This window comes from Pseudomonas sp. E6002, assembly GCF_013385565.1.
Taxonomy (GTDB): domain Bacteria; phylum Pseudomonadota; class Gammaproteobacteria; order Pseudomonadales; family Pseudomonadaceae; genus Aquipseudomonas.
The window spans coordinates 158,759-178,990 of the sequence record NZ_JACAPT010000036.1 but is presented as its reverse complement, the minus strand read 5'-3'; the positions used below and the strand labels follow the sequence as shown (position 1 = coordinate 178,990).

The following is a 20,232-nucleotide window of genomic DNA, read 5'->3' as shown; positions in this document are numbered from 1 at the left end:
GGCAGGACATTCGTTTGCGCGGCTTTTTCTTTTGATTGCGCTACAGCGTGAGTTTCTGCGGCCTGCAGCGATGAGGCGTGGTCCGGGCTTTCGGCTAAAGGATAATCATTCTTAATTACAGGTAAGAAATTTCCTGCTAGCGTATGCCCCTCTTTTCCGGTTCACAGGGAGTCCGCCATGCTCAGCCCACACGCTGCGCCGCTACCGACCCAAAGGGATTTCACCCTCAATTTTCCCAACACTTTGAACACGGGTGCCGCCACCGTCGTGCCGGAAATCACCCTGTCCGCCGGGACTGTGTTGATGGACAGCCAGATGTGGATGCAAGAGCCGCTGTGGCAAGGTTTGAAGATCATCCTGGTGCTCAGCGGCCAGCTCAATTGCCGGGTCGAAGGCCAGCAGGAAGTGGAGATTCGCGGGCCGACCCTGTGCGCCGTGGCCAACCAGGGTGAACATTGTGGCGATCACCTGTTCGCCAGTGGTGTGCCGGTGCGCTACACCACCGTGCAGCTGGATTTCCCGTCGATCCGCAGCGTCGGCCTTGAGCCTGAGCGCCTGCTGGATAAACGCGGCGGCGGGCCGATGATGTTCTGCCAGCCCGCGAGCAAACCGTTGCTCGCCCTTGCCCAACAGATTTTCACCTGCCCGTTGCAGGGCCCTGCCCGCTCCTTCTATCTGGGCGGCAAGGCCCTGGAGCTGACAGCGCTGGGGGTGGAGGGAATTCTCGCGCAAACCGAGTCGCGCCCGGTGCAGGACGCCCATTGCAACTCAGCGGACATCGAACGCATTCATGCCGCCCGCGACCTGTTGCTCGGTTCGTTGCAGGCTTCGCCGTCATTGGCCGAGCTGTCTAGCGCAGTCGGCCTCAACCCGCGCAAATTGACCGCGGGCTTTCGTCAGGTATTCGGCACCAGTGTCTATGTGTACTTGCAGGAACAGCGCCTGGCCGAAGCCTATCGCCTGCTCGCCAGCGGTGAGACCAATGTGTCCAGCGCCGCGTACCGCGTGGGTTACAGCCCGGCGCATTTCTCCACGGCGTTTCGCAAGCGTTTCGGGGTTTCGCCCAAGGCGTTGCGCTGACGGGTTGTGAAAGTTCCGCCCTGCCCCGCAAACGAAAGAAATGATCGCTCGACCCAAAGCAATAGCCCTGCGTCACAACGCCTGGATGAGATAAGTTTGCATTCGCATTGAACACCTCATCATGGAGTGAAGCATGGGCACCCGCGTTCTGTACCGAGACACCCCAGGTTTGCCAATCGATACCGCAGTCCCGCACTTGAAAACCAGTCGCAAGCCCTTGGCAACCCTGATCCATGGCGTTGCCCTGGGCCTGTCGCTGACCCAGATGAACCTTGTGCAGGCCGCCGAGGCGGACACCGATCACGCCCTGGTGCTCGACAGCAGCGTGGTCACCGGGACCCAAGCCGACAGCCCCACCGGACAACAGGCCGGCTACGTGGCCAAGCGTAGCCTCAGCGGGACCAAGACCGACACCGCGCTCAATGAAATCCCCCAGTCGATCTCCGTAGTGACCCGCGACCAGATGGACGCGCAGCAAGTGCAATCGGTGAGCGAAGCGTTGCGCTACACGGCCGGCGTGCAGGCCAACACTACCGCCGCCAGCCAGCGCTTCGACAACCTCTCGATTCGCGGCTTCGACGTGACCAGCACCGGCATGTTGCGCGACGGCTTACGTGGCACCACCACCCAGGCCTGGCCAAAAGCCGAAGCCTATGGCCTAGAACGCATCGACGTGCTCAAGGGCCCGGCCTCGGTGTTGTTCGGCCAGAACGCACCGGGCGGTGTGGTCAACCAGATCAGCAAGCGGCCACTGGACCAGTCGTTCCATGAAGTGCAGCTCCAGGGCGGCAGTTTCGACCGCGCCCAGGGCCAGTTCGACTTCAGCGGGCCACTGGATGACCAGAGGCAATTCCTCTATCGGCTGGTGGGCCTGGAGCGCAGCAGCGGCACCCAGTTCGATCACATCAAGGACGACAAAACCTTCATCGCGCCGTCGTTTACCTGGCGGCCGAACGACGACACCAGCCTGACCGTACTGGCCGATTACTCGGAGGATGAATTCGGCGCGCCCCGGGTGTTCCTGCCGACGGTGGGCACGCTCAAGCCGAACCCGAATGGCAAGGTCAAACACAACGTCTTTCTCGACGAACCCGGCCTGGACAACGGCCGCACGCAATACTCGCTGGGCTACCTGTTGGAGCACCGGATCAACGATGTGTGGAGCCTGAATTCCAGCGCACGTTATGGCCACGTCAACCTGCTGACCAACACCGCCAGCGGCATGTCCCTGGCGCCGGACCTGCGCACCTTGAACCGGTCGGCCTACCGCTTCCGCATCGTCGGCGACGTGTACTCCCTGGACAACAATGCCCAGGCCCGCTGGAACCTTGGCGAGGTGCAGATGGTGTCGCTGCTGGGGGTCGATTACCGGCGCACCCGTGAAGACTATTACCTCAACGGCGGCGCGGCATCGTCGATCGACATCTACAACCCGGTGCACGGGGGTGTGTTCGCGCCGAACACCCCGTTCGCCAGCACCTTGCAGCGCGCCGACCAGACCGGGCTCTACGCCCAGCAGCAGATGACGTTCAACGACCGTTGGGTACTGACCGTCGGCGGTCGCCAGGATCATTCGAGTGCGCGCACCGACAACCGCCTGACCGACACCGGGCAGAAGCAGGACGACAACAAGTTCACCTACCGTGCAGGCCTCGTTTACCTGGCCGACAACGGCCTGTCGCCGTACATCAGCTACGCCACCTCGTTCGACCCGGTGCTCGGCACTGATTTCTACGGCACCAGCTTCAAACCGAGCACCGCCAAGCAGTCGGAAGTCGGCATCAAGTACCAGCCGCCCGGGATCGACAGCTACATCACCCTGTCGCTGTTCGACCTGACCCAGCAGAACGTCAAGACCACCGACCCGAGCAACCCGCTGAACAGCGTGCAGACCGGTGAGGTCAACGTGCGCGGCGTGGAGCTGGAAGGCAAGGCCAGCCTCGCCAAGGGCCTGGACCTGCTGGCAACCCTGACCTACAACGACGCCGAAGTCAGCAAGAGCAACAACCCGCTGGAAAAAGGCAACCGCCCCACCGACACCCCGGAAAAAATGGCGTCGTTGTGGGCTGACTACACCCTGCCCTTTGGCCCGCTCACCGGGCTCGGATTTGGCGTCGGCGTACGCTATATCGGTTCCACCGAGGCCGATGCTGCCAACACTGTGAGCGTGCCCTCCTACACCTTGCTCGACGCGGCGGTGCACTACGATTTCGACAAGCTGATCCCGGCGGCCAAGGGCCTGCGCCTGGCGGTGAATGCCACCAACCTGACCGACAAGCACTATTACGAAGGCTGCTCCCTCTCCAGCTGCAGTGCCGGGTATGACCGCAGTGTCATCGCCAGCCTGCGCTATCGCTGGTAACTGCCATGCGTGGGTGGTGGCTTCGTGTGCATCGATGGCTGGCGCTGAGCGTCGGCCTGCTGCTGGCGCTGATTGGCTTGAGCGGTGCGCTGCTGGAACTCAAGGGGCCGATCCTGCGCTGGGAGGTCGGCAGCCAGGCCTTGGACCTGGCTCCGGTTGAACACGGCGCACTGCTGGATGACGCGCAGTGGATCAGCGCGGCACTGGGTGCCTACCCGCAATTTCAGAAAGTCTTTGGCGCCGCAAAACCGCGCCAGGGTTTCCTGGAATCGGACAACGCGATCGTCTTCGGAGCCCTGGAGGATCGGCCCGGCATCGGCATTGCGATGATCGATCCCTACAGTGCCGAGCCACGGGCATTTTTTGTGTTCGATGACCTGTGGCTGGCGAAGCTGGTGGCGCTGCACCGGGCACTGCTGTTGCCGCCGCCCATTGGCGCCGTCGCCCTGTTTGCCTGTGGCCTGGTGCTGCTGGGCTCGGTGGGCAGCGGCCTGTACCTGTGGTGGCCGGGGCGGCGCAGCTGGTGGAAAGCCGCCAGCTTGCGCCCGGGCAGCCAGGGCCTGCGCCGCCTGCGGGAATGGCACAACGTCGCAGCCGCCTGGCTGTGCCTGCCGTTGGCGGTGATTGCCGGCAGCGGCGCCTGGCTGGCCCGGCCCGACTGGTTCTTCGCCAACCCCGCCGCGATCAAACCGCTGTTCTCCGCCGCCCACGGCCACCTGTTGCTCGGGTTGCCCGGCGCGGCCCTGGCCTTTCTTTGCGGCCTGGCATTGCCGCTGCTCTATCTCACCGGGCTGTTGTTGTGGTGGCGCAAACGCGTCCGCCACGTGCGCCCAACTGTTCAAGGAAATTGTTCATGAAACACCCTCTGTTGTTGCAACGCGGCCTGCTGCTCGGTCTTGGCCTGTTAATGAGCGGCCTGGCCTGCGCCCACACCGTCACCGACCTGGCGGGGCGCAAGGTCGACGTACCGGACAAGGTCTCGCATATCCTGCTGGGTGAAGGCCGGATGATCTACTCGCTGTCGCTCCTTGAAGGCAAGAACCCGTTTACCCGCATCGCCGGCTGGCAAGGGGATTTTCGCGGCCTGGACGTGCAGGGTTACGCCGCGTTCCAGAAGCACTTTCCCGAAGCCGACAACGTACCGTTGGTAGGCGGCACCTCCGCCGAAACCTTCAGTGTGGAAAAGGCCCTGGCGGTACACCCGGACCTGGCGATCATGGCCTTGAGCGGCGGCCATGGCCCGAGCCCCGACAGCGAGGCGGTCAAGCAGCTGGAAGCGGCCGGCGTGGCGGTGATTTTCGTCGACTTCAGCGACCATCCGCTGAGCAACACGGTGCCGAGCATGCGCCTGCTGGGCAAGGCTCTGGACCGTAATCAACAAGCCGAGGACTACATCGCGTTTTACCAGGCCTCGCTGGCCAAGGTCACCGATACCCTGGCCAAGGCCGGGACGGTAAAACGGCCGAAGATCTTCATCGACATGCTCGCCGGCCTGCAGGATTGCTGTGGTTCGCCGGGCACCGGCAACTTCGGGGAAATGATCAAGCTCGCGGGTGGCCGGAACATCGCCGACGGGCGCATTCCCGGCCCGATCGGCACATTGAACGTCGAATACATTCTGTCCAGCGATCCGGATGTGTACGTCGCCACCGGCGTATTCGGCCACGGCCAGGGCGGTGTGACCCTCGGCTATTCGGCCACGCCGCAGCAGGCCAACGACAGCCTCAAGCAAGTGTCCCAGCGCGCGCCGCTGAATGAACTGCGGGCGGTACGTGAAGGCAACGTGCATGGCCTCTGGCATATTTTCTATGACTCGCCGGAACACTTGATCGCAGTGCAGGCCCTGGCCAAGTGGCTGCATCCTGAGTTGTTCGCCGACCTGGATCCGGAACAGACCCGAGCCGAATTGTACCGGCGCTTTATGCCAATTCCGGCCAGCGGCGTATTCACCACGAGCCTTGTGCCGTGACGCAGGTGCAAGCCTGTGCGAGCGCCGATGGCGCAGGTGAGCGCTATCGCCACCGCCATGGACGACGGGTATTGCTGTTGTCGGCGCTGGCGTTGGCATTGGTGGTTTCCCTGGCGGTGGACATCACCACCGGGCCTTCCGGCATGAGCCTGACGCGCCTGTTGCAAGTGCTGTGGGACCCGGCTTCGATGCCGCGGGTGGAGGCGGTGATCGTATGGAATGTGCGCCTGCCTTACGCGTTGATGGCGGTACTGGTGGGCGCGGCACTGGCCCTGGCCGGCGCCGAAATGCAGACGGTGCTGGATAACCCGCTGGCCAGCCCGTTCACCCTCGGCGTTTCCGCCGCCGCCGCCTTCGGTGCAGCCCTGGCCATTGTGCTCGGGATGGGCATTCCTGGCGTGCCGGCGCAGTACCTGATTTCGGCCAACGCCTTTCTGTTCGCACTGGCATCGGTGGCATTGCTGTATCTGTTGGCACGCTGGCGTGGGTTTGGTGTGGAGAGCCTGGTGCTGTTCGGGATTGCCCTGGTGTTTGCGTTCAATGCGCTGGTGGCACTGCTGCAGTTTGTGGCGAGCCAGGACAGCCTTCAGCAACTGGTGTTCTGGACCCTGGGCAGCCTGGCCCGGGCGTCCTGGGAAAAGCTCGCGATCCTCGCTGCGGCGTTGCTGCTGTGCCTGCCGTTTTCCCTGCGTCAGAGTTGGGCGTTGACTGCCCTGACCCTGGGCGAGGAACGCGCCCGCAGTTTCGGGATTGATGTCGGCCGCCTGCGGGTGCTGTCGTTGCTGCGCATCAGCCTGCTGTCGGCGCTGGCGGTTTCGTTTGTCGGCACTATCGGTTTTATCGGGCTGATTGCTCCGCATATCGCGCGGCTGTTGGTGGGTGAAGATCACCGCTTGTTCCTGCCAGCGAGCGTGCTCAGCGGTGGCTTGATCCTGTCGATGGCGTCGATTGCCAGCAAGGCATTGATGCCCGGCGTGTTGATTCCGGTGGGGATTGTCACCGCACTGGTGGGAATTCCGTTTTTCATGGCGATTGTGATGCGTAACCGCCGAGGTGCTCTGTGACCGGATTAAGCACACAAGCATTGAGCATGCACTACGGCAGTCGCAGCGTGCTGCAGGACATTCATCTGCCGGCGTTGCTGCCCGGCACCATCACCGCGCTGATCGGCCCCAACGCTGCCGGCAAGTCGACCTTGTTGCGTGGCATCGCCGGACTGCACAAGGCGCACGGCCAGATCTGGCTGGAGGGTGTCGATCTCAATCGCCTGCCGCAAGTCGAGCGCGCGCAACAAGTGGTGTACCTGCCTCAGAGCCTGCCGGAGCGTACGCGCCTGTGCGCCTTCGAAGCGGTACTGAGTGCGGCCATGGCCGGCCATCGCGGCGCGGGTTTTGCGCCTGGGCGGCCGAGCCCGACGGTGCTCAAGGGCGTGGAAAAAATCCTCGCCGACCTCGACCTGACCGCCCTCGCCGACCGCCCGATCGATGCACTTTCCGGTGGCCAGCGCCAACTGGTGGGCCTGGCCCAGGCCCTGGTGCGCCAGCCTCGGGTGTTGCTGCTGGACGAACCCACCAGCGCCCTGGACCTGTATCACCAGTGCCAGGTGGTGGAAGCCATCACCCAGGCCACCCGCGAACGCAACCTGATCACCCTGGTGGTGGTGCACGACATCAACCTCGCCCTGGGCTTCAGTGATCAGGTGGTGGTGTTGCACAACGGTCAGTTGGCCGCTGCCGGGCCACCGCAAGTGGTGATCAATCAGGCGTTGCTGAAAAACGTCTATGGTGTGAGTGGCCGCCTGGAACAGGTGCATGGCCGCCCGCTGGTGATGGTGGATGCACGACTGCCCTTTTCTCCTGCCCTTGGATAACCGATGAACAGCTCCCAAGACGCTGCACTCGCGACTTTGCACACTGACCGCCCATTCAACCTGAGGCCGCTGCTGTTGGCCAACATGGCCTGCACCATGGCGATGATGGCATTTGTCTCGCTGATTGGCCCGATCGCTCGGGTGCTTGGCCTGGCCACCTGGCAGGCAGGTGCGGCGGTCACCGTGTCCGGGGTGATCTGGATGCTTCTGGCTCGTCCATGGGGCCAGGCCAGTGACCGACTGGGCCGGCGCCGTGTGCTGCTGCTGGGCACCGGTGGTTTCACCCTGGCCTACTGGGCGCTGTGCGTGTTTATCGATGCGTCCCTGCAACTGCTGCCATCGGCCATGTTGGCGTTTATCGGGCTGATTCTGGGTCGTGGCCTGATCGGCGTGTTCTACGCTGCGATACCGGTGGGCGGCTATGCGCTGGTGGCCGACAACATTGAGCCTGAGCACCGCGCCAAGGCCATGGCTTCCCTGGGCGCCGCCAACGCCTGCGGCCTGGTGCTGGGCCCGGCGATTGCTGCGCTGTTGGCGCGTCACAGCCTGAGCCTGCCGTTTTATGCGATGGCGGTGTTACCGCTGTTGGGATTCTTGTTGCTGCTGGCCAAATTGCCGCGCCAGGAGCTGCACCTCAAGCAGCCGCCCAAGCCGGTCAACCTCTCGGACCCACGCCTGCGTCGACCGTTGGTGGTGGCGTTTGTCGCGATGCTGTGTGTGTCGATCGCGCAGATAACCGTGGGTTTTTTCGCGTTGGATCGCTTGAAGATGAACCCGGCCGATGCGGCACAAACTGCCGGTATCGCCCTGACCATGGTCGGGCTGGCGTTGATCTGTTCGCAACTGGTAGTGCGCAAACTGGAGTGGCCGCCGCTGCGGATGATTCGCATCGGTGCGGTGGTGTCAGCCCTGGGATTTGCCGGCAGCATGTTCGCTGATACGGCCTGGATCCTGTGGCTGTGCTTTTTTGTGTCCGCGGCCGGCATGGGCTGGATCTTCCCGTCTTTCGCGGCGCTGGCGGCGAATGCGGTGGATGCGTCGGAGCAAGGCGCCACGGCAGGTTCGGTGGGTGCGGCCCAAGGCCTGGGCGTGGTGGTCGGGCCGTTGGCCGGGACCTTGATCTACGCGATCGAACCTCGCCTGCCCTACTTGGTGGCGGCGGCGCTGCTGCTATTGATCGCGTGCTGGCCGGCGGCACGGCAACCAGGTAACACCCCAGGTTGAGCTACCTGTTATTTCTGACAGTAGACGTCCATCCCTGAAAAGCCTCTGATAAAGCGCGTGGCCACAGCATTAGCTGAGGCCACCTACCTTTTCTGGAGACAAGCACCATGAGCGACGACCTGAATGACTTGACGACATTTACTGACAGAAATTGGAATGGCTGGCACCCTGACCGCCCAGACACCGCAAAGCTTGAGCCACGGACGCCTGGGAACGATCACGAGTTCTACCTCACCAATGCATCCGATGCGGTTCATGAGATGGGTATCTCCAAGTCCTACTCATTCATAAAGGGCACTGAATACACAGTGATCTTTGAATACCGGACCCTATCGGAAACGGACATCATCGTGTTGGCGGGAGGCTTGGAGCAAGCATACGGGCCACATCCACCGTCTCCCGGCTGGACGCGCCTGACTGTCCCTCTTCCGTACGTGAAAGAGGACGGAGGCACTCACCCAATCTCAATCAGACTCTGGTCAAGAAGTGCAGGCAGCGAACCCCATCGCTACGACTTGGACAACATTCTTGTCAGGTCGATTCCGGATTAACCTGCAAGGTCACGGGCCCTACAAAATCCGATACAGCAAACGCTCGATCCGCACCCGGCTGACCCGGCGCAAGAACTTGCCGACGGCCGCCGGGTACTCCACGAGGGTTTCCAGCTGCTGGTAGCGCTCAATACGCGAGGTGTGCTGGAAAATCTCGGCAAGCTCGGTGCGCCGTGGCCCTACCCACTCCCCCTTCGGATCATCGATCAGCAAGGCGTTTTCCAGGTCGAGGCGAAACGCCCGCGGGTTGATGTTATTGCCGGTCAGCAAGGTGTAGCGCTGGTCGACCCACATGCCCTTGAGGTGGTAGGTGTTGTCGCCGTCGCGCCACAGGTGCAGGTTCAGCTGGCCGCTGTCGATCATGCGCTGGTGACGCTTGGCGAAGCGACGCAGGCTGATTTCGTAGAGATACGGTAGCGCGGCGATGACCTTGAACGGTTCGCTCGGCGGGATGTAGAAATCGTTGGCGGTCTTGTCGCCGACAATGATGTCGATCTTCACCCCGCGCGCCAGGGCGCGGTTGATTTCCCGGGTCACTGGCAGCGGCAGGTTGAAGTACGGCGTGCAGATGGTCAGCTGATGCTGGGCGCTGGCAATCAGCTCGCAGATCACCCGGCTCAGGGGGTTGTTCTTGCACACGCCCAACAACGGACTGACCGTCAGGTTGCCGTTGGGCAACTGCCCCGCCGTGGTGTCATACACCGCGTGTTTCAGGCGGCTGCGCAGGTCGCCGATGTCGTTGCGCAGGCTGCGAGTGGTCGGCGGGTTGGGCAGGTCCAGGCGATGCACCGCCTTGGCGGCCACCAGGCCGTGCTCCACCAGGTGCTGCATCGAGTCGGCCAGCGCCTTGTTGTGGATCAGGTGATAACGGTCATAGCGGTACTTATCGAACTTGTGCAGGTACACGTTATTCAGGCTGGCGCCGCTGTACAGCACGCTGTCATCGATCACAAAGCCCTTGAGGTGCAGCACGCCGAACAGTTCGCGGGTTTGCACCGGCACGCCGTACACCGGCACTTCGGTGCTGTGGGACTGGGTCATGGCCTGGTACCAGGCGCTGTTGCCCGGTTGCTTGCCGGCACCGATCAAACCGCGCTGGGCCCGTAGCGAGTCGACCACCACCACGATATCCAGCCCGGGCCGGGCGGCCTTGGCAGCGTGCAACGCGTCGTAGATCTCTTGCCCCGCCTCATCCTGCTGCAGGTACAACGCTACGATGTAGATGCGCTGGGTGGCCTGGGAAATTTTCTCCAGCAGGCAACGGCGGTACTCGGCGGCGCCGGACAGCACCTCGATCGCGTCGGGCGTGAGGGGAAAACCGCGCAGCTTGGGCAACAGGGAGCGTTTGAATAACGACGGCATAGGGCTCGCAATGGGTCGAATCCGAAGGACTCCAGAGCTTACACCATGGGCTGGCTCAGGTCTTCCCGCCCAGGGTTAAAAATAATTAATTGACCAAGGAGAACGATCGTTCTACTGTAATCTCCATGAACGATATCACTCGCGACATTATCCTCGACGTTACCGAAAAGTTGATCTACCGAAATGGCATCGCTGCCACCGGCATGGATCTTCTGGTGAAAACCGCCGGCGTCTCCAGAAAGAGCGTCTACCGCTACTTCGCCAACAAGGACGAACTGGTGATTGCCGCCCTGCAACGCCGCGACGAGCGCTGGATGCAGTGGCTGCGCAGCGAAGTTGAACGCCATGCCACCACGGGCGAGCGCCTGCTGGGTGTGTTCAGTGCGCTGAAAACCTGGTTCGGCTCCGACGACTTTCGCGGCTGCGCCTTCATCAACACCAGCGGCGAGACCGGCGACCCGCAAGACCCGGTCCGCCTGCTGGCCAAGGCCCATAAACAGAAACTGTTCGAGTACGCCCTTGAACTGTGTCAAGCACATGGCACCCCCGACCCGGAACGCCAGGCCGCGCACCTGCTGATCCTGATTGATGGCGCCATTACCGTTGCCCTGGTGATGGGCGACACCACCGCTGCCGATAATGCGCAATCCATGGCGCGAACCCTATTGCAACTTTGACCTGACTTTTAAACCTGTTAAGGAGCCGTCCCATGTCATCCAACGCAGAAATACGCCCGCCGTTGCCGCCGTTTACCCGTGAGTCGGCGATTGAGAAAGTTCGCCTGGCCGAAGACGGCTGGAACTCCCGGGACCCGCAACGGGTATCCCTGGCCTATACCCTGGATACCCAATGGCGCAACCGCGCCGAGTTCGCCCACAACCGCGAAGAGGCCAAGGCCTTCCTGACCCGTAAATGGGCCAAAGAGCTGGATTATCGGTTGATCAAGGAGTTGTGGGCGTTTACCGGCAACCGCATTGCGGTGCGCTATGCCTATGAATGGCATGACGACTCCGGCAACTGGTTCCGCTCCTACGGCAACGAGAACTGGGAGTTTGACGAGAACGGCTTGATGGCGAACCGGTTTGCCTGCATCAACGACATGCCGATCAAGGAAAGCGAGCGCAAGTTCCACTGGCCGCTGGGGCGGCGTCCGGATGAGCATCCGGGGTTGTCGGAGCTTGGGTTGTAGGCTCGACGCTACACAACTGTGGGAGCGGGCTTGCTCGCGAAGGCAATGGCTCAGCCAACATCTCCAGCGACTGACCCATCGCTTTCGCGAGCAAGCCCGCTCCCACATTGGTATTTGCCGTATCCGTCAGTCCTGGTTCAAACCCACCCGATACAACACGCCGTTATCTTCATCCGTGAGCACATACAGGTAACCATCCGGGCCCTGGCGCACATCGCGGATCCGCGCTTTCAGGCCACCCAGCAGTCGCTCTTCGTGGATGACCTTGTCCCCATCGAACTGCAAGCGAATCAACTCCTGGCTGACCAATGCCCCGATAAACACGTTGTGCTGCCAGGCCTTGAACCGGTCAGCGTCGTAGAACGCCATGCCGCTCACACCCGGGGATTTTTCCCAGACGTGGTGCGGTGCAACGGTGCCTTCGACTGTCTTGCCCTTGGCCTCGGGAATCGGCGTCAGGGAATAGTTGATGCCATGGGTTGCCAGGGGCCAGCCGTAGTTTTTGCCCCGCTCGATGATGTTGATTTCATCCCCGCCGCGCGGGCCATGTTCGTTTTCCCAGAGTGTGCCGCTCCACGGGTTGAGTGCCGCACCCTGGGGGTTACGCTGGCCGTAGGACCAGATTTCCGGCCTCACGCCTTCCTGGCCGACGAAGGGGTTGTCTTCAGGTATACGACCGTCCGGGAAGATCCGCACCACTTTGCCTTGCAGCTTGTCGAGGTCCTGGGCGGTGGGGCGGTCGTTGTTTTCCCCGAGGGTCACGAACAGGTAACCATCGCGGTCAAACACCAGCCGCGAGCCGAAGTGGTTGCCCGTGGACAGCTTGGGCTCCTGACGCAGGATCACCTTGAAGTCTTGCAGGCCGCTCAGGTCATCGCTCAAGCGCCCACGCCCGACTGCGGTGCCTGCAGTGCCATTCGTGCCGCCGCCCTCGGCGTAGGACAGGTACACCAGGCGGTCCTCCTTGAAGTCCGGCGACAGCACCACGTCCAGCAGGCCGCCCTGCCCTTTGGCAAACACCTTCGGCACGCCACTCAGGGGCGCGGACAGTTTGCCTTCCGGGCTGACAAACCGCAGGTTGCCGGGACGTTCGGTGACCAGGAAGCCTTGCTTGTCCGGCAGGAACGCCACCGCCCACGGGTGATCGAGGCCCTTGGCAATCGGGGTGACGGTGATACTCCCTTGCTCGCTGGGAAACTGTTGGGTGGCGGCCGCCGAGACAGGCAGCGCCAGGGGCAGCAAGGCAGCGGCGCAGAAGGTCGCTAGAAGGGTTTTGCGTAACAGCATACGGTGGGTTTCCTTGTCGTCTTTACACACTCAATCGCCGCGATTGCCATTGGCGTCACGGGTGGGAGTCTTGGGCTGGATAGCCGGCGGGGTCTGCGCGCCGTCACGGCGCTGGACGCTGTTGCCGATACCGCCGTTTTGCAGGGTCGGCGGCCGCTGTGCCGGCGGAATATAGGTGCCTCGCGCTGCCGGCGCGTTGGGCTGGGTGCCCTGCATGCTGTTGGGATTGGCCTGGTGGATGGGGCCGTTGTAGGGGTTGTTGCTGCTGCCGGGCAGGTTTTGCGCCTGTGCCAAAGAACTCAAGGCCAGGCCCAACGCCAATACGGCAAGGTTGCGCAAACGGGTGTTCATGACAAAGCCTCTCTGGGCGCAAGTAATACGTGCTTTCGATAACACGCTACGCCTTGGGTTCGGCTTTGGTAACTAAATAGTTTCTCATCAGGTGTAACACGATCTGTCTGAAACCCTGGTGCCAGCCGGCTGGCCAGGGAAACTTTTGCCGAATCCGCCCTGTCACCTGAAGACCACACACTTCAGGAATAACGACATGCCACGGGCTATCTGGAAAGGCGCAATCAGTTTTGGCTTGGTGCACATCCCCGTGTCACTGGTCTCGGCCACGTCCTCCCAGGGCGTCGACTTCGACTGGCTGGACAAACGCAGCATGGACCCGGTGGGTTACAAGCGCATCAACAAGACCACCGGCAAGGAAGTCACCAAGGAAAATATCGTCAAGGGCGTGGCCTACGAGAAAGGTCGCTACGTGATCCTCAGCGAAGACGAAATCCGCTCGGCCCACCCCAAGTCCACCCAGACCATCGAAATCATCGCGTTTGTGGCCAGCGACCAGATCCCGTTGCAGAACATCGACACGCCCTACTTCCTGGCCCCCGACAAGCGCGGTGGCAAGGTGTATGCCCTGCTGCGCGAAACCCTGAAGAAAACCCGCAAGGTCGCCCTGGCCAACGTGGTGCTGCACACCAAGCAGCACCTGGCGGCACTGATGCCGCTGGAGTCGGCGCTGGTGCTGGTGATGCTGCGCTGGCCTGCCGAAGTGCGTGGCCTGGACGAGTTGGAATTGGGCAGCGACGTGACCAAACCGACATTGGCCAAGGGCGAACTCGACATGGCCAAGCGCCTGGTGGAAGACATGAGTGCCGACTGGCAGCCGGACGAATACCGCGACAGCTTCCAGGAAAAGATCATGGCGCTGGTGGCGAAGAAGGCCAAGGCCGGCAAGATCGAAGACGTGGAATCCAGCGAAGGTGTCGACGAGCGCAAATCTGCGGACGTGATCGACCTGACGGAGTTGCTCAAGCGCAGCCTGGCCGGCAAGCCCGCGACCAAGGCTGCAGCCAAGAAACCTGCCGCGAAAAAGACCAGCAAGGCTTCATGAGGTAGACCGCCATGGCCAAGCCCCTGAGTGAATACAACGCCAAGCGCGACTTCGATGTGACCGCCGAACCCGCCGGCAGTGCGCCTCGCGCCAGGAACCGGGCGCATGCCCTGTCGTTCGTGATTCAAAAGCACGATGCGCGCAACCTGCATTATGACTTTCGCCTGGAGCTCGACGGCGTCCTCAAAAGCTGGGCGGTGCCCAAGGGCCCAAGCCTCGACCCGAGCCAGAAGCGCCTCGCGGTGCATGTGGAAGATCATCCATTGGGCTACGGCAGTTTCGAGGGCAGCATTCCGGCAGGCCAATACGGCGCTGGCGATGTGATCGTGTGGGATCGCGGCGTGTGGCAGCCCCACGATGACCCGCACAAGGCCTACGCGGCCGGCAAGCTGAAGTTCAGCCTGATCGGCGAAAAACTGGCAGGCGACTGGACGCTGGTGCGCACCCGACTCAAGGGCAGCGGCGACAAGGAGCAGTGGTTGTTGATCAAGGAGAACGATCAGCAGGCACGCCCGGTGGCTGACTACGATGTGGTCCAGGCTGAACCGAAAAGCGTGCTGAGCGACGCAACGGTGGGGGCTGCGAAAAAGCCCGCAGCGCCGAAGAAAGCCAGGCGCAAGCCCTCAACCGACCTGCCCGATCAACTCGCGCCACAGCTGGCGACACTGGTGGACCGTGCACCGGAAGGCGATTGGGTGTACGAGATCAAATTCGACGGCTATCGCATCCTCGCACGGATTCGCGATGGCGAAGTTCGGCTGTTCACCCGCAATGGCCATGACTGGACCGATCGCCTGCCACGCCAGGCCAAGGCCCTGGAAGCCCTGAAGCTCAAGGACAGTTGGCTCGACGGTGAGGTGGTCAGCCTGAACGCCGACGGGCTGCCGGATTTCCAGGCGCTGCAAAACGCCTTTGATATCGGCCGCAGCCTGGACATTGTCTATTACCTGTTCGATGCGCCGTTCCTGGACGGCCGCGACCAGCGCGAAGCCGCTGTCGAAGAGCGCCGCACCGCACTGAAGGACGCGGTTAGCCGCAGCAAGAGCAAGCTGCTGCGCTTCTCCGAGTCCTTTGCTGCCAACCAGCGGGATATCTTCGAAAGTGCCTGCGACCTGGCGCTGGAGGGCGTGATCGGCAAACGTGCCGGCAGCCCCTACGTTTCCAGGCGCAGCCCGGACTGGATCAAGCTCAAGTGCCGGCTGCGCCAGGAATTCGTGATCGTAGGGTTCACCCGCCCGCAAGGTTCGCGCAGCGGGTTTGGCGCGCTGTTGCTGGCGGTCAATGATGACAGCGACCTGGTGTATGCCGGGCGCGTAGGTACCGGATTCGATCAGGCCGCGCTGAAAAAGATCAGTGCACAGTTGAAGGCGCTGGAACGCCAGACTTCACCGCTGGCCAAGCCCCTGACCAGTGCCCAGGCACGCGGCGTGCACTGGGTCGAGCCGCAGCTGGTGGGCGAAGTGCAATTTGCCGAATGGACCCGCGAAGGTGTGGTGCGCCAGGCGGCGTTTGTCGGGCTGCGCACCGACAAGCCGGCGGAGCAGATTGTGCATGAGCAGCCGCGGACGGCCAAATCGCTGAAGGAAAAACCCCGCAAAAAGACGGCGGGCACCGGCGCCGTGGCTGGGGTCAGGATTACCCATCCGGACCGAGTCATCGATGCCCAGAGCGCTACACAGAAACTGCAACTGGCACAGTTCTATGAGGGCATCAGCGAATGGCTCCTGCCCTTTCTGCGCAACCGGCCGGTGTCCTTGCTCAGGGCACCGGAAGGCATTGCCGGCGAACAGTTTTTCCAGAAGCACTCCGAGCGCCTGGCGATCCCGAATATCAAGCAACTCGACCAGGCCCTGGATCCGGGCCATGCGCGGCTGATGGAAATCGACAGCCCGGCCGCGCTCATCGGTGCCGTGCAGATGGGTACCGTCGAGTTGCATACCTGGGGCGCTACCGCTGACAAGATTGAAACCCCGGACCTGTTTGTGCTCGACCTCGACCCGGACCCGGCACTGCCGTGGAAAAGCATGCTTGAAGCGGCGCAACTGACCTTGTCGGTACTCGATGAACTGGGGCTTGAAGCGTTCGTCAAGACCAGCGGCGGCAAAGGCCTGCACCTGGTGGTGCCGCTGGCGCGCCGCGACGGCTGGGACTCGGTAAAAGCCTTCGCCAAGGCCATCGCCCAGTTCATGACGCTGCAGTTGCCTGAACGCTTTACCGCGACTTCGGGCCCGAAGAATCGCGTGGGCAAGATCTTCATCGACTACCTGCGCAACGCCCGGGGCGCCAGCACGGTAGCCGCCTACTCGGTGCGGGCGCGGCCCGGCCTGCCGGTATCGATACCGGTGAGTCGTGATGAGTTGAAGAGTTTGCACAGCGCCCAACAATGGACGGTGGCTAACCTGCACGAGCGTTTGCAGGGTTTGAAGAAGGACCCGTGGGCGGGTTATGCCAATCGGCAGAAGATCAGCAAGAAGATGTGGGAGAAGCTGGGGGCGCATCCGCCAGGCTGATGCGCTCCGCTGCCCGGTTCAGATGAGGATGAAGATCGCGGCCAGGCCGGCAAAGATCGCCCACTTTTCCAGGTAGTAACGGGTGCGGTTGCGTTTCTTCAACTCCTTGCCCCGCAGGCGAATCTTGTACAGGCGGGTAAACGCACGGTTCAGGCCGCCGGTCTTGTCACCGGCATCGTTGGGCGAACCGGCCGCAGCCATCACATTGCGGCTGAACCAACGGTTGAACGCGGCCGCCCAGCGGTACTTCATCGGCCGTTCGATATCGCAGAATAGAATGATCCGGTTCTGCTCGGTGGTGTTTTCGGCGTAGTGGATGAAGGTCTCGTCAAACATCACCGGTTCACCGTCGCGCCAGTAGTAGTTTTCACCGTCCACGTTGATGTAGCAGCCCGGGGAGTTGGGCGTGTCCAGGCCTAGGTGGTAACGGTAGGAACCGGCATACGGGTCACGATGGCGTACCAGCTTTGAGCCCGGTGGCAGCTCGGCAAACATCGCGGCCTTGATCGAGCCGATGCTTTGCACCAGCTCGGTGGTGCGCGGGCACAGCTTCATCGCCGAAGGATGGCTGTCGCCGTACCACTTCAAATAGAAACGCTTCCAGCCCGACTTGAAGAACGAATTGAAACCCACGTCATTGTACTGGTCGGAGCGCTTGATCTCGCCTGCGCGCAGCAGGTTCTGGCCTTCCTCGCGGATCTCTTGCCAATGCTCCTGAAGCGGGCTCAGGTCGGGAAAGTCGCTGGGGGACAGGTACGGTCGGCTGGGCAGTTTGGAAAAGAGGTAGAGAAAGCAGTTCACCGGAGCCAGGAAGGTCGAGTGATCGCTGAGCTGGCGCCCCAGCTTGTGGCGCACCCGGCCACGCAGGTGGACATACGCAATAGAGGCAACGTAGAGAGCAACAATGATGAGTTTCAAGGTATTCGTCACAAGTCAGAAGAGAACAGGCTGCTCCCGCGTGCCCACAACGGCCGAGGATTGAAGATGCAGCACCTGAAATCACAATTCACAAAACCGGCAACACGAACGGCTGGGTGACAATCCGGTCGTGGCCATTGGCAGCTATTTTAGCCACACTTTGTAACCAAAGGTTAATCAAGATTTGTGAAAAGGTGTCCAGTGAGTGTGCCAGGAACAGCAGCAGCGGGCTTGCCGGGCGGCCTGCCCGCTGCTGAAGGCGTCAGCTTTTCGGTTCGTCATCCTTGCGTGTACGCAGAGAAAGCCGATATTCATCCAACTCCGAGTAGGGTACGGCTTCGCGTCGTGCCAGCAGATGGCGGCCCAGCGCAATCAGCACACCCACGGTCAACCCTGCCAGCAGGCTCAGTATCATAACCAGGGCTTTCTTGGGCTTGATCGGGCTCAGCGGCTCTTGGGCACGACGGTCAATGGTTACCAGCTTGAGGCCACTCATGTCGATATTCAGGCCTCGCAAACGCGCGACTTCCGCTCGTAACGGTTCAACATCCTGCAAGAAAATGTCTTCATTCCCGCGATTTCTCAGCACCTCCACTTCACGGTTGACCTCCAGCATCTGCAACTCTTTGCCAATCTGTGCAATGCGGCTGTTGGTAAAGTCGTCGCTGGTACGCGCCTGCAACGCGGCACGTTCCGCCTCAAGCGCCTCTGTACCGAGGAAGTACAGCGGGATTTTCTGGTTGTTGACCTCGGTGCGCATTACTTGATTCGAGCCGCTACGCGAGGCATCTGCCATGGAAGAAGGAGTGGTCGGGGTCTTGATGCCCATCGACTTGGCGATGGAAATGGCCTCCGCCAGCTCTGCCAGCCGGTCCGTGCGCTCCATTTTCATCTGTAAGCGCAGGGCACCCAGTTCGTCCTCCAGCTTGGCCCGTTTGAGCCTGTCGGCTTCAAGCAGCTTGGCAATCTTCGATTCCTTGTCGGTTTCGTAATTGGAGCGCGCCGCGTCGATTTTGCCCTTGAGTTCGTTCAAGCGGTTATTGACGATCACTTTAAGGTCAGCACCGACCTGGGCACGTTCCGAATCAATTGCGTAGTCTACAAAGCCGTTGAGAATCGCTACCCCGTCGATGTCTGCCGGGTATTCCAGCTCAAGCTTGATATAGCTGCTCAGGGAGTCGGACTTCTTGGGATCGGGCAGGCTCAGGTTGATGGAGTTTCGATTGAATTCTTCAAAACTCTGCTCGAGGCTTTGCCCGGTTTTCTGGAACGCCTTGAACAGGTCCTCATGGGACTTGAAAAACCCCAGGCGCGCTTCGTATGAGTCCAGTTGCGCCCCCACTTTGTTCAGGGCGTCGGCCGGCGGCAACTTATAGACTTCGGAGCGGTTCAGAGCATCCAGCTCATTGATGGCAGCCGGGCGCAGCACACTGCTGACCTGATACTCCCGCGGGGCCAGAAAAGCGTAGCCCGCCCCCAGCACCCCCGCCAGAATCGTACACCCCAGCACCAACTTCTTTTGCCGCCAGATACCATGACACAGTTCAAACAGATCAATTTCGTCCGATGCCGCATGAGCGTGGAGCCGAGGAGTTTTATTCAAAACTGATGCACCTTAAAAAGTCGACAGTCAGCGGTCACACATATTCATCAAATACTGAATGGCCGCTTGAAAATCAGGGACAACGCCCTGTACACAAGACACGAACGGTCTACCGATGGTCATCGGACCACCTCGATCATGGAAAAATCCCACATCACCGTAGATTGTTTTCGTTCAGATTACGCAGGAGCCCCTACCCTGGTGCTGAGCGTAGACGAACTTGTAAAGAACCGTTTCCGAATCAACGCACAAAATGGCGCTAAATACCCGTGAATACTGGGAAAATTCGTACGCAACAAAGAGAAACCAGACAATTCTCACAAAATCGATTCAGCTTATCCGTCAGGCATCTACGCACCAAGGTATTGACTGCTCGTTTTTTAACCAAAAAGGAATTTGTATGACACGTGCTTCAAATGCGGATTTCCAGGCGCTCCAGGGGGCATGGGAACAAACGGCGCTGGAAGACAATGGTGTGCTCAATCCCACGGATGAACACAGCGCGCCAGGCGCGATCACGACAATCTCGGGCGATCAATTCCAGGTGGTGACGGTCGACGGCGAGGTTTTACTGGCAGGCAGCTTCACGCTCGATGCCAGCACGGCACCCAAAAGCATTACCTGGGTTGACTCGATGGGAGAGGATGCCGGCAAACAGTTACCCGCGAGTTACCGGCTGGAAGGTGATCACTTCGTGTTTATTGCGGCAGATGAAGGCATGCCCCGCCCTACCCGCTTCAGTACCGGCCCAGGGCAAACCATGCGCACGTTCGTGCGCAAACCCTGACACGGAGATACATCCGTTCCTGCGACATGGTTTTCACATGGCCTTCACGTGTTGACCTATAGGGTGAAGGCTACCTACTCCAGTGAACACCTTGGCCCGTCTACCCCACGGGCCTTTTTTTGCC

General features: G+C 61.3%; 18 protein-coding genes. 13 read left to right on the top strand and 5 right to left on the bottom strand.

Features of this window, described 5'->3' with window-relative positions:
- Nucleotides 1–177: 177 nt before the first annotated feature.
- The 8 genes from HX815_RS27090 to HX815_RS27055 all read left to right on the top strand — a co-directional run bounded on the left by HX815_RS27090 (nucleotide 178) and on the right by HX815_RS27055 (nucleotide 9,056).
- Complete coding sequence (locus tag HX815_RS27090) at nucleotides 178–1,080, top strand: AraC family transcriptional regulator (protein ID WP_177029188.1); 903 nt, start codon at nucleotides 178–180, stop codon at nucleotides 1,078–1,080.
- Nucleotides 1,081–1,213: 133 nt separating this feature from the next.
- Nucleotides 1,214–3,442: a TonB-dependent siderophore receptor gene (locus HX815_RS27085; RefSeq protein WP_003218431.1), complete on the top strand. Its 2,229-nt coding sequence runs from the start codon at nucleotides 1,214–1,216 to the stop codon at nucleotides 3,440–3,442.
- A gap of 5 nt (nucleotides 3,443–3,447) precedes the next feature.
- Nucleotides 3,448–4,299 carry a PepSY domain-containing protein gene (locus HX815_RS27080; protein WP_003218433.1) on the top strand — a complete coding sequence of 284 codons (852 nt, stop codon included), beginning with the start codon at nucleotides 3,448–3,450 and terminating at the stop codon, nucleotides 4,297–4,299.
- Nucleotides 4,296–5,411 carry an ABC transporter substrate-binding protein gene (locus tag HX815_RS27075; RefSeq protein WP_003218435.1) on the top strand — a complete coding sequence of 372 codons (1,116 nt, stop codon included), beginning with the start codon at nucleotides 4,296–4,298 and terminating at the stop codon, nucleotides 5,409–5,411. Before HX815_RS27080 ends, HX815_RS27075 begins: the two co-directional genes overlap by 4 nt.
- A complete protein-coding gene (locus tag HX815_RS27070) occupies nucleotides 5,408–6,475 on the top strand; it encodes an iron ABC transporter permease (protein ID WP_023658859.1) in 1,068 nt (355 codons plus the stop codon). The genes HX815_RS27075 and HX815_RS27070 overlap by 4 nt, the downstream gene beginning before the upstream one ends.
- 26 nt (nucleotides 6,476–6,501) lie before the next feature.
- Nucleotides 6,502–7,281, top strand: coding sequence for an ABC transporter ATP-binding protein (locus tag HX815_RS27065; protein WP_003218440.1), 780 nt, complete (start codon nucleotides 6,502–6,504; stop codon nucleotides 7,279–7,281).
- A gap of 3 nt (nucleotides 7,282–7,284) precedes the next feature.
- Nucleotides 7,285–8,505, top strand: a complete 1,221-nt coding sequence (locus tag HX815_RS27060) for an MFS transporter (RefSeq protein ID WP_003218442.1) — start codon at nucleotides 7,285–7,287, stop codon at nucleotides 8,503–8,505.
- A gap of 107 nt (nucleotides 8,506–8,612) precedes the next feature.
- A complete protein-coding gene (locus HX815_RS27055) occupies nucleotides 8,613–9,056 on the top strand; it encodes a hypothetical protein (protein WP_008436193.1) in 444 nt (147 codons plus the stop codon).
- 18 nt (nucleotides 9,057–9,074) lie between these two features.
- On the opposite strand, the gene pssA is transcribed toward HX815_RS27055, so the two are convergent.
- Entirely contained in the window at nucleotides 9,075–10,418 is a 1,344-nt protein-coding gene (gene pssA / locus HX815_RS27050) for a CDP-diacylglycerol--serine O-phosphatidyltransferase (RefSeq protein ID WP_177029187.1), read from the bottom strand.
- Between the two features lie 125 nt (nucleotides 10,419–10,543).
- Between pssA and HX815_RS27045 the strand changes: the two genes are divergently transcribed.
- Nucleotides 10,544–11,095 (top strand): TetR/AcrR family transcriptional regulator, encoded by a 552-nt coding sequence (locus HX815_RS27045; RefSeq protein ID WP_177029186.1) that lies wholly within the window; start codon nucleotides 10,544–10,546, stop codon nucleotides 11,093–11,095.
- A 32-nt stretch (nucleotides 11,096–11,127) separates the two neighbouring features.
- Entirely contained in the window at nucleotides 11,128–11,607 is a 480-nt protein-coding gene (locus tag HX815_RS27040) for a nuclear transport factor 2 family protein (protein WP_008436190.1), read from the top strand.
- 126 nt (nucleotides 11,608–11,733) lie between these two features.
- Here the strand turns inward: HX815_RS27040 and HX815_RS27035 are convergent, their stop codons facing one another.
- Nucleotides 11,734–12,894: a PQQ-dependent sugar dehydrogenase gene (locus HX815_RS27035; RefSeq protein WP_177029185.1), complete on the bottom strand. Its 1,161-nt coding sequence runs from the start codon at nucleotides 12,892–12,894 to the stop codon at nucleotides 11,734–11,736.
- Between the two features lie 30 nt (nucleotides 12,895–12,924).
- Complete coding sequence (locus HX815_RS27030; RefSeq protein ID WP_177009410.1) at nucleotides 12,925–13,245, bottom strand: hypothetical protein; 321 nt, start codon at nucleotides 13,243–13,245, stop codon at nucleotides 12,925–12,927.
- Nucleotides 13,246–13,441: 196 nt separating this feature from the next.
- On the opposite strand from HX815_RS27030, the gene HX815_RS27025 reads away from it, so the two are divergent.
- Both HX815_RS27025 and ligD read left to right on the top strand, forming a co-directional pair.
- Entirely contained in the window at nucleotides 13,442–14,290 is an 849-nt protein-coding gene (locus HX815_RS27025; protein ID WP_003218456.1) for a Ku protein, read from the top strand.
- Between the two features lie 11 nt (nucleotides 14,291–14,301).
- Nucleotides 14,302–16,800: a DNA ligase D gene (ligD, locus tag HX815_RS27020; protein ID WP_177029184.1), complete on the top strand. Its 2,499-nt coding sequence runs from the start codon at nucleotides 14,302–14,304 to the stop codon at nucleotides 16,798–16,800.
- Nucleotides 16,801–16,818: 18 nt separating this feature from the next.
- On the opposite strand, the gene lpxO is transcribed toward ligD, so the two are convergent.
- Together lpxO and HX815_RS27010 are read right to left on the bottom strand one after the other, a co-directional pair.
- Nucleotides 16,819–17,718 carry a lipid A hydroxylase LpxO gene (gene lpxO, locus HX815_RS27015; protein ID WP_008436177.1) on the bottom strand — a complete coding sequence of 300 codons (900 nt, stop codon included), beginning with the start codon at nucleotides 17,716–17,718 and terminating at the stop codon, nucleotides 16,819–16,821.
- A gap of 262 nt (nucleotides 17,719–17,980) precedes the next feature.
- On the bottom strand, nucleotides 17,981–19,321 hold the full coding sequence (locus HX815_RS27010; protein WP_008436176.1) for an LPS O-antigen chain length determinant protein WzzB: 1,341 nt from the start codon (nucleotides 19,319–19,321) through the stop codon (nucleotides 17,981–17,983).
- Between the two features lie 400 nt (nucleotides 19,322–19,721).
- Between HX815_RS27010 and HX815_RS27005 the strand changes: the two genes are divergently transcribed.
- Entirely contained in the window at nucleotides 19,722–20,108 is a 387-nt protein-coding gene (locus HX815_RS27005) for a TIGR03067 domain-containing protein (RefSeq protein WP_008436175.1), read from the top strand.
- Nucleotides 20,109–20,232: the final 124 nt, after the last annotated feature.

What these genes read in the sequence shown, in the direction of transcription:
- pssA (WP_177029187.1), bottom strand. Translation starts at nt 10,418, where the DNA reads ATGCCGTCGTTATTCAAACGCTCCCTGTTGCCCAAGCTGCGCGGTTTT.
- HX815_RS27005 (WP_008436175.1), top strand. Translation starts at nt 19,722, where the DNA reads ATGACACGTGCTTCAAATGCGGATTTCCAGGCGCTCCAGGGGGCATGG.
- HX815_RS27080 (WP_003218433.1), top strand. Translation starts at nt 3,448, where the DNA reads ATGCGTGGGTGGTGGCTTCGTGTGCATCGATGGCTGGCGCTGAGCGTC.
- HX815_RS27060 (WP_003218442.1), top strand. Translation starts at nt 7,285, where the DNA reads ATGAACAGCTCCCAAGACGCTGCACTCGCGACTTTGCACACTGACCGC.
- HX815_RS27040 (WP_008436190.1), top strand. Translation starts at nt 11,128, where the DNA reads ATGTCATCCAACGCAGAAATACGCCCGCCGTTGCCGCCGTTTACCCGT.
- HX815_RS27090 (WP_177029188.1), top strand. Translation starts at nt 178, where the DNA reads ATGCTCAGCCCACACGCTGCGCCGCTACCGACCCAAAGGGATTTCACC.
- ligD (WP_177029184.1), top strand. Translation starts at nt 14,302, where the DNA reads ATGGCCAAGCCCCTGAGTGAATACAACGCCAAGCGCGACTTCGATGTG.
- HX815_RS27085 (WP_003218431.1), top strand. Translation starts at nt 1,214, where the DNA reads ATGGGCACCCGCGTTCTGTACCGAGACACCCCAGGTTTGCCAATCGAT.
- HX815_RS27055 (WP_008436193.1), top strand. Translation starts at nt 8,613, where the DNA reads ATGAGCGACGACCTGAATGACTTGACGACATTTACTGACAGAAATTGG.
- HX815_RS27030 (WP_177009410.1), bottom strand. Translation starts at nt 13,245, where the DNA reads ATGAACACCCGTTTGCGCAACCTTGCCGTATTGGCGTTGGGCCTGGCC.
- HX815_RS27065 (WP_003218440.1), top strand. Translation starts at nt 6,502, where the DNA reads ATGCACTACGGCAGTCGCAGCGTGCTGCAGGACATTCATCTGCCGGCG.
- HX815_RS27045 (WP_177029186.1), top strand. Translation starts at nt 10,544, where the DNA reads ATGAACGATATCACTCGCGACATTATCCTCGACGTTACCGAAAAGTTG.
- HX815_RS27025 (WP_003218456.1), top strand. Translation starts at nt 13,442, where the DNA reads ATGCCACGGGCTATCTGGAAAGGCGCAATCAGTTTTGGCTTGGTGCAC.
- HX815_RS27075 (WP_003218435.1), top strand. Translation starts at nt 4,296, where the DNA reads ATGAAACACCCTCTGTTGTTGCAACGCGGCCTGCTGCTCGGTCTTGGC.
- HX815_RS27035 (WP_177029185.1), bottom strand. Translation starts at nt 12,894, where the DNA reads ATGCTGTTACGCAAAACCCTTCTAGCGACCTTCTGCGCCGCTGCCTTG.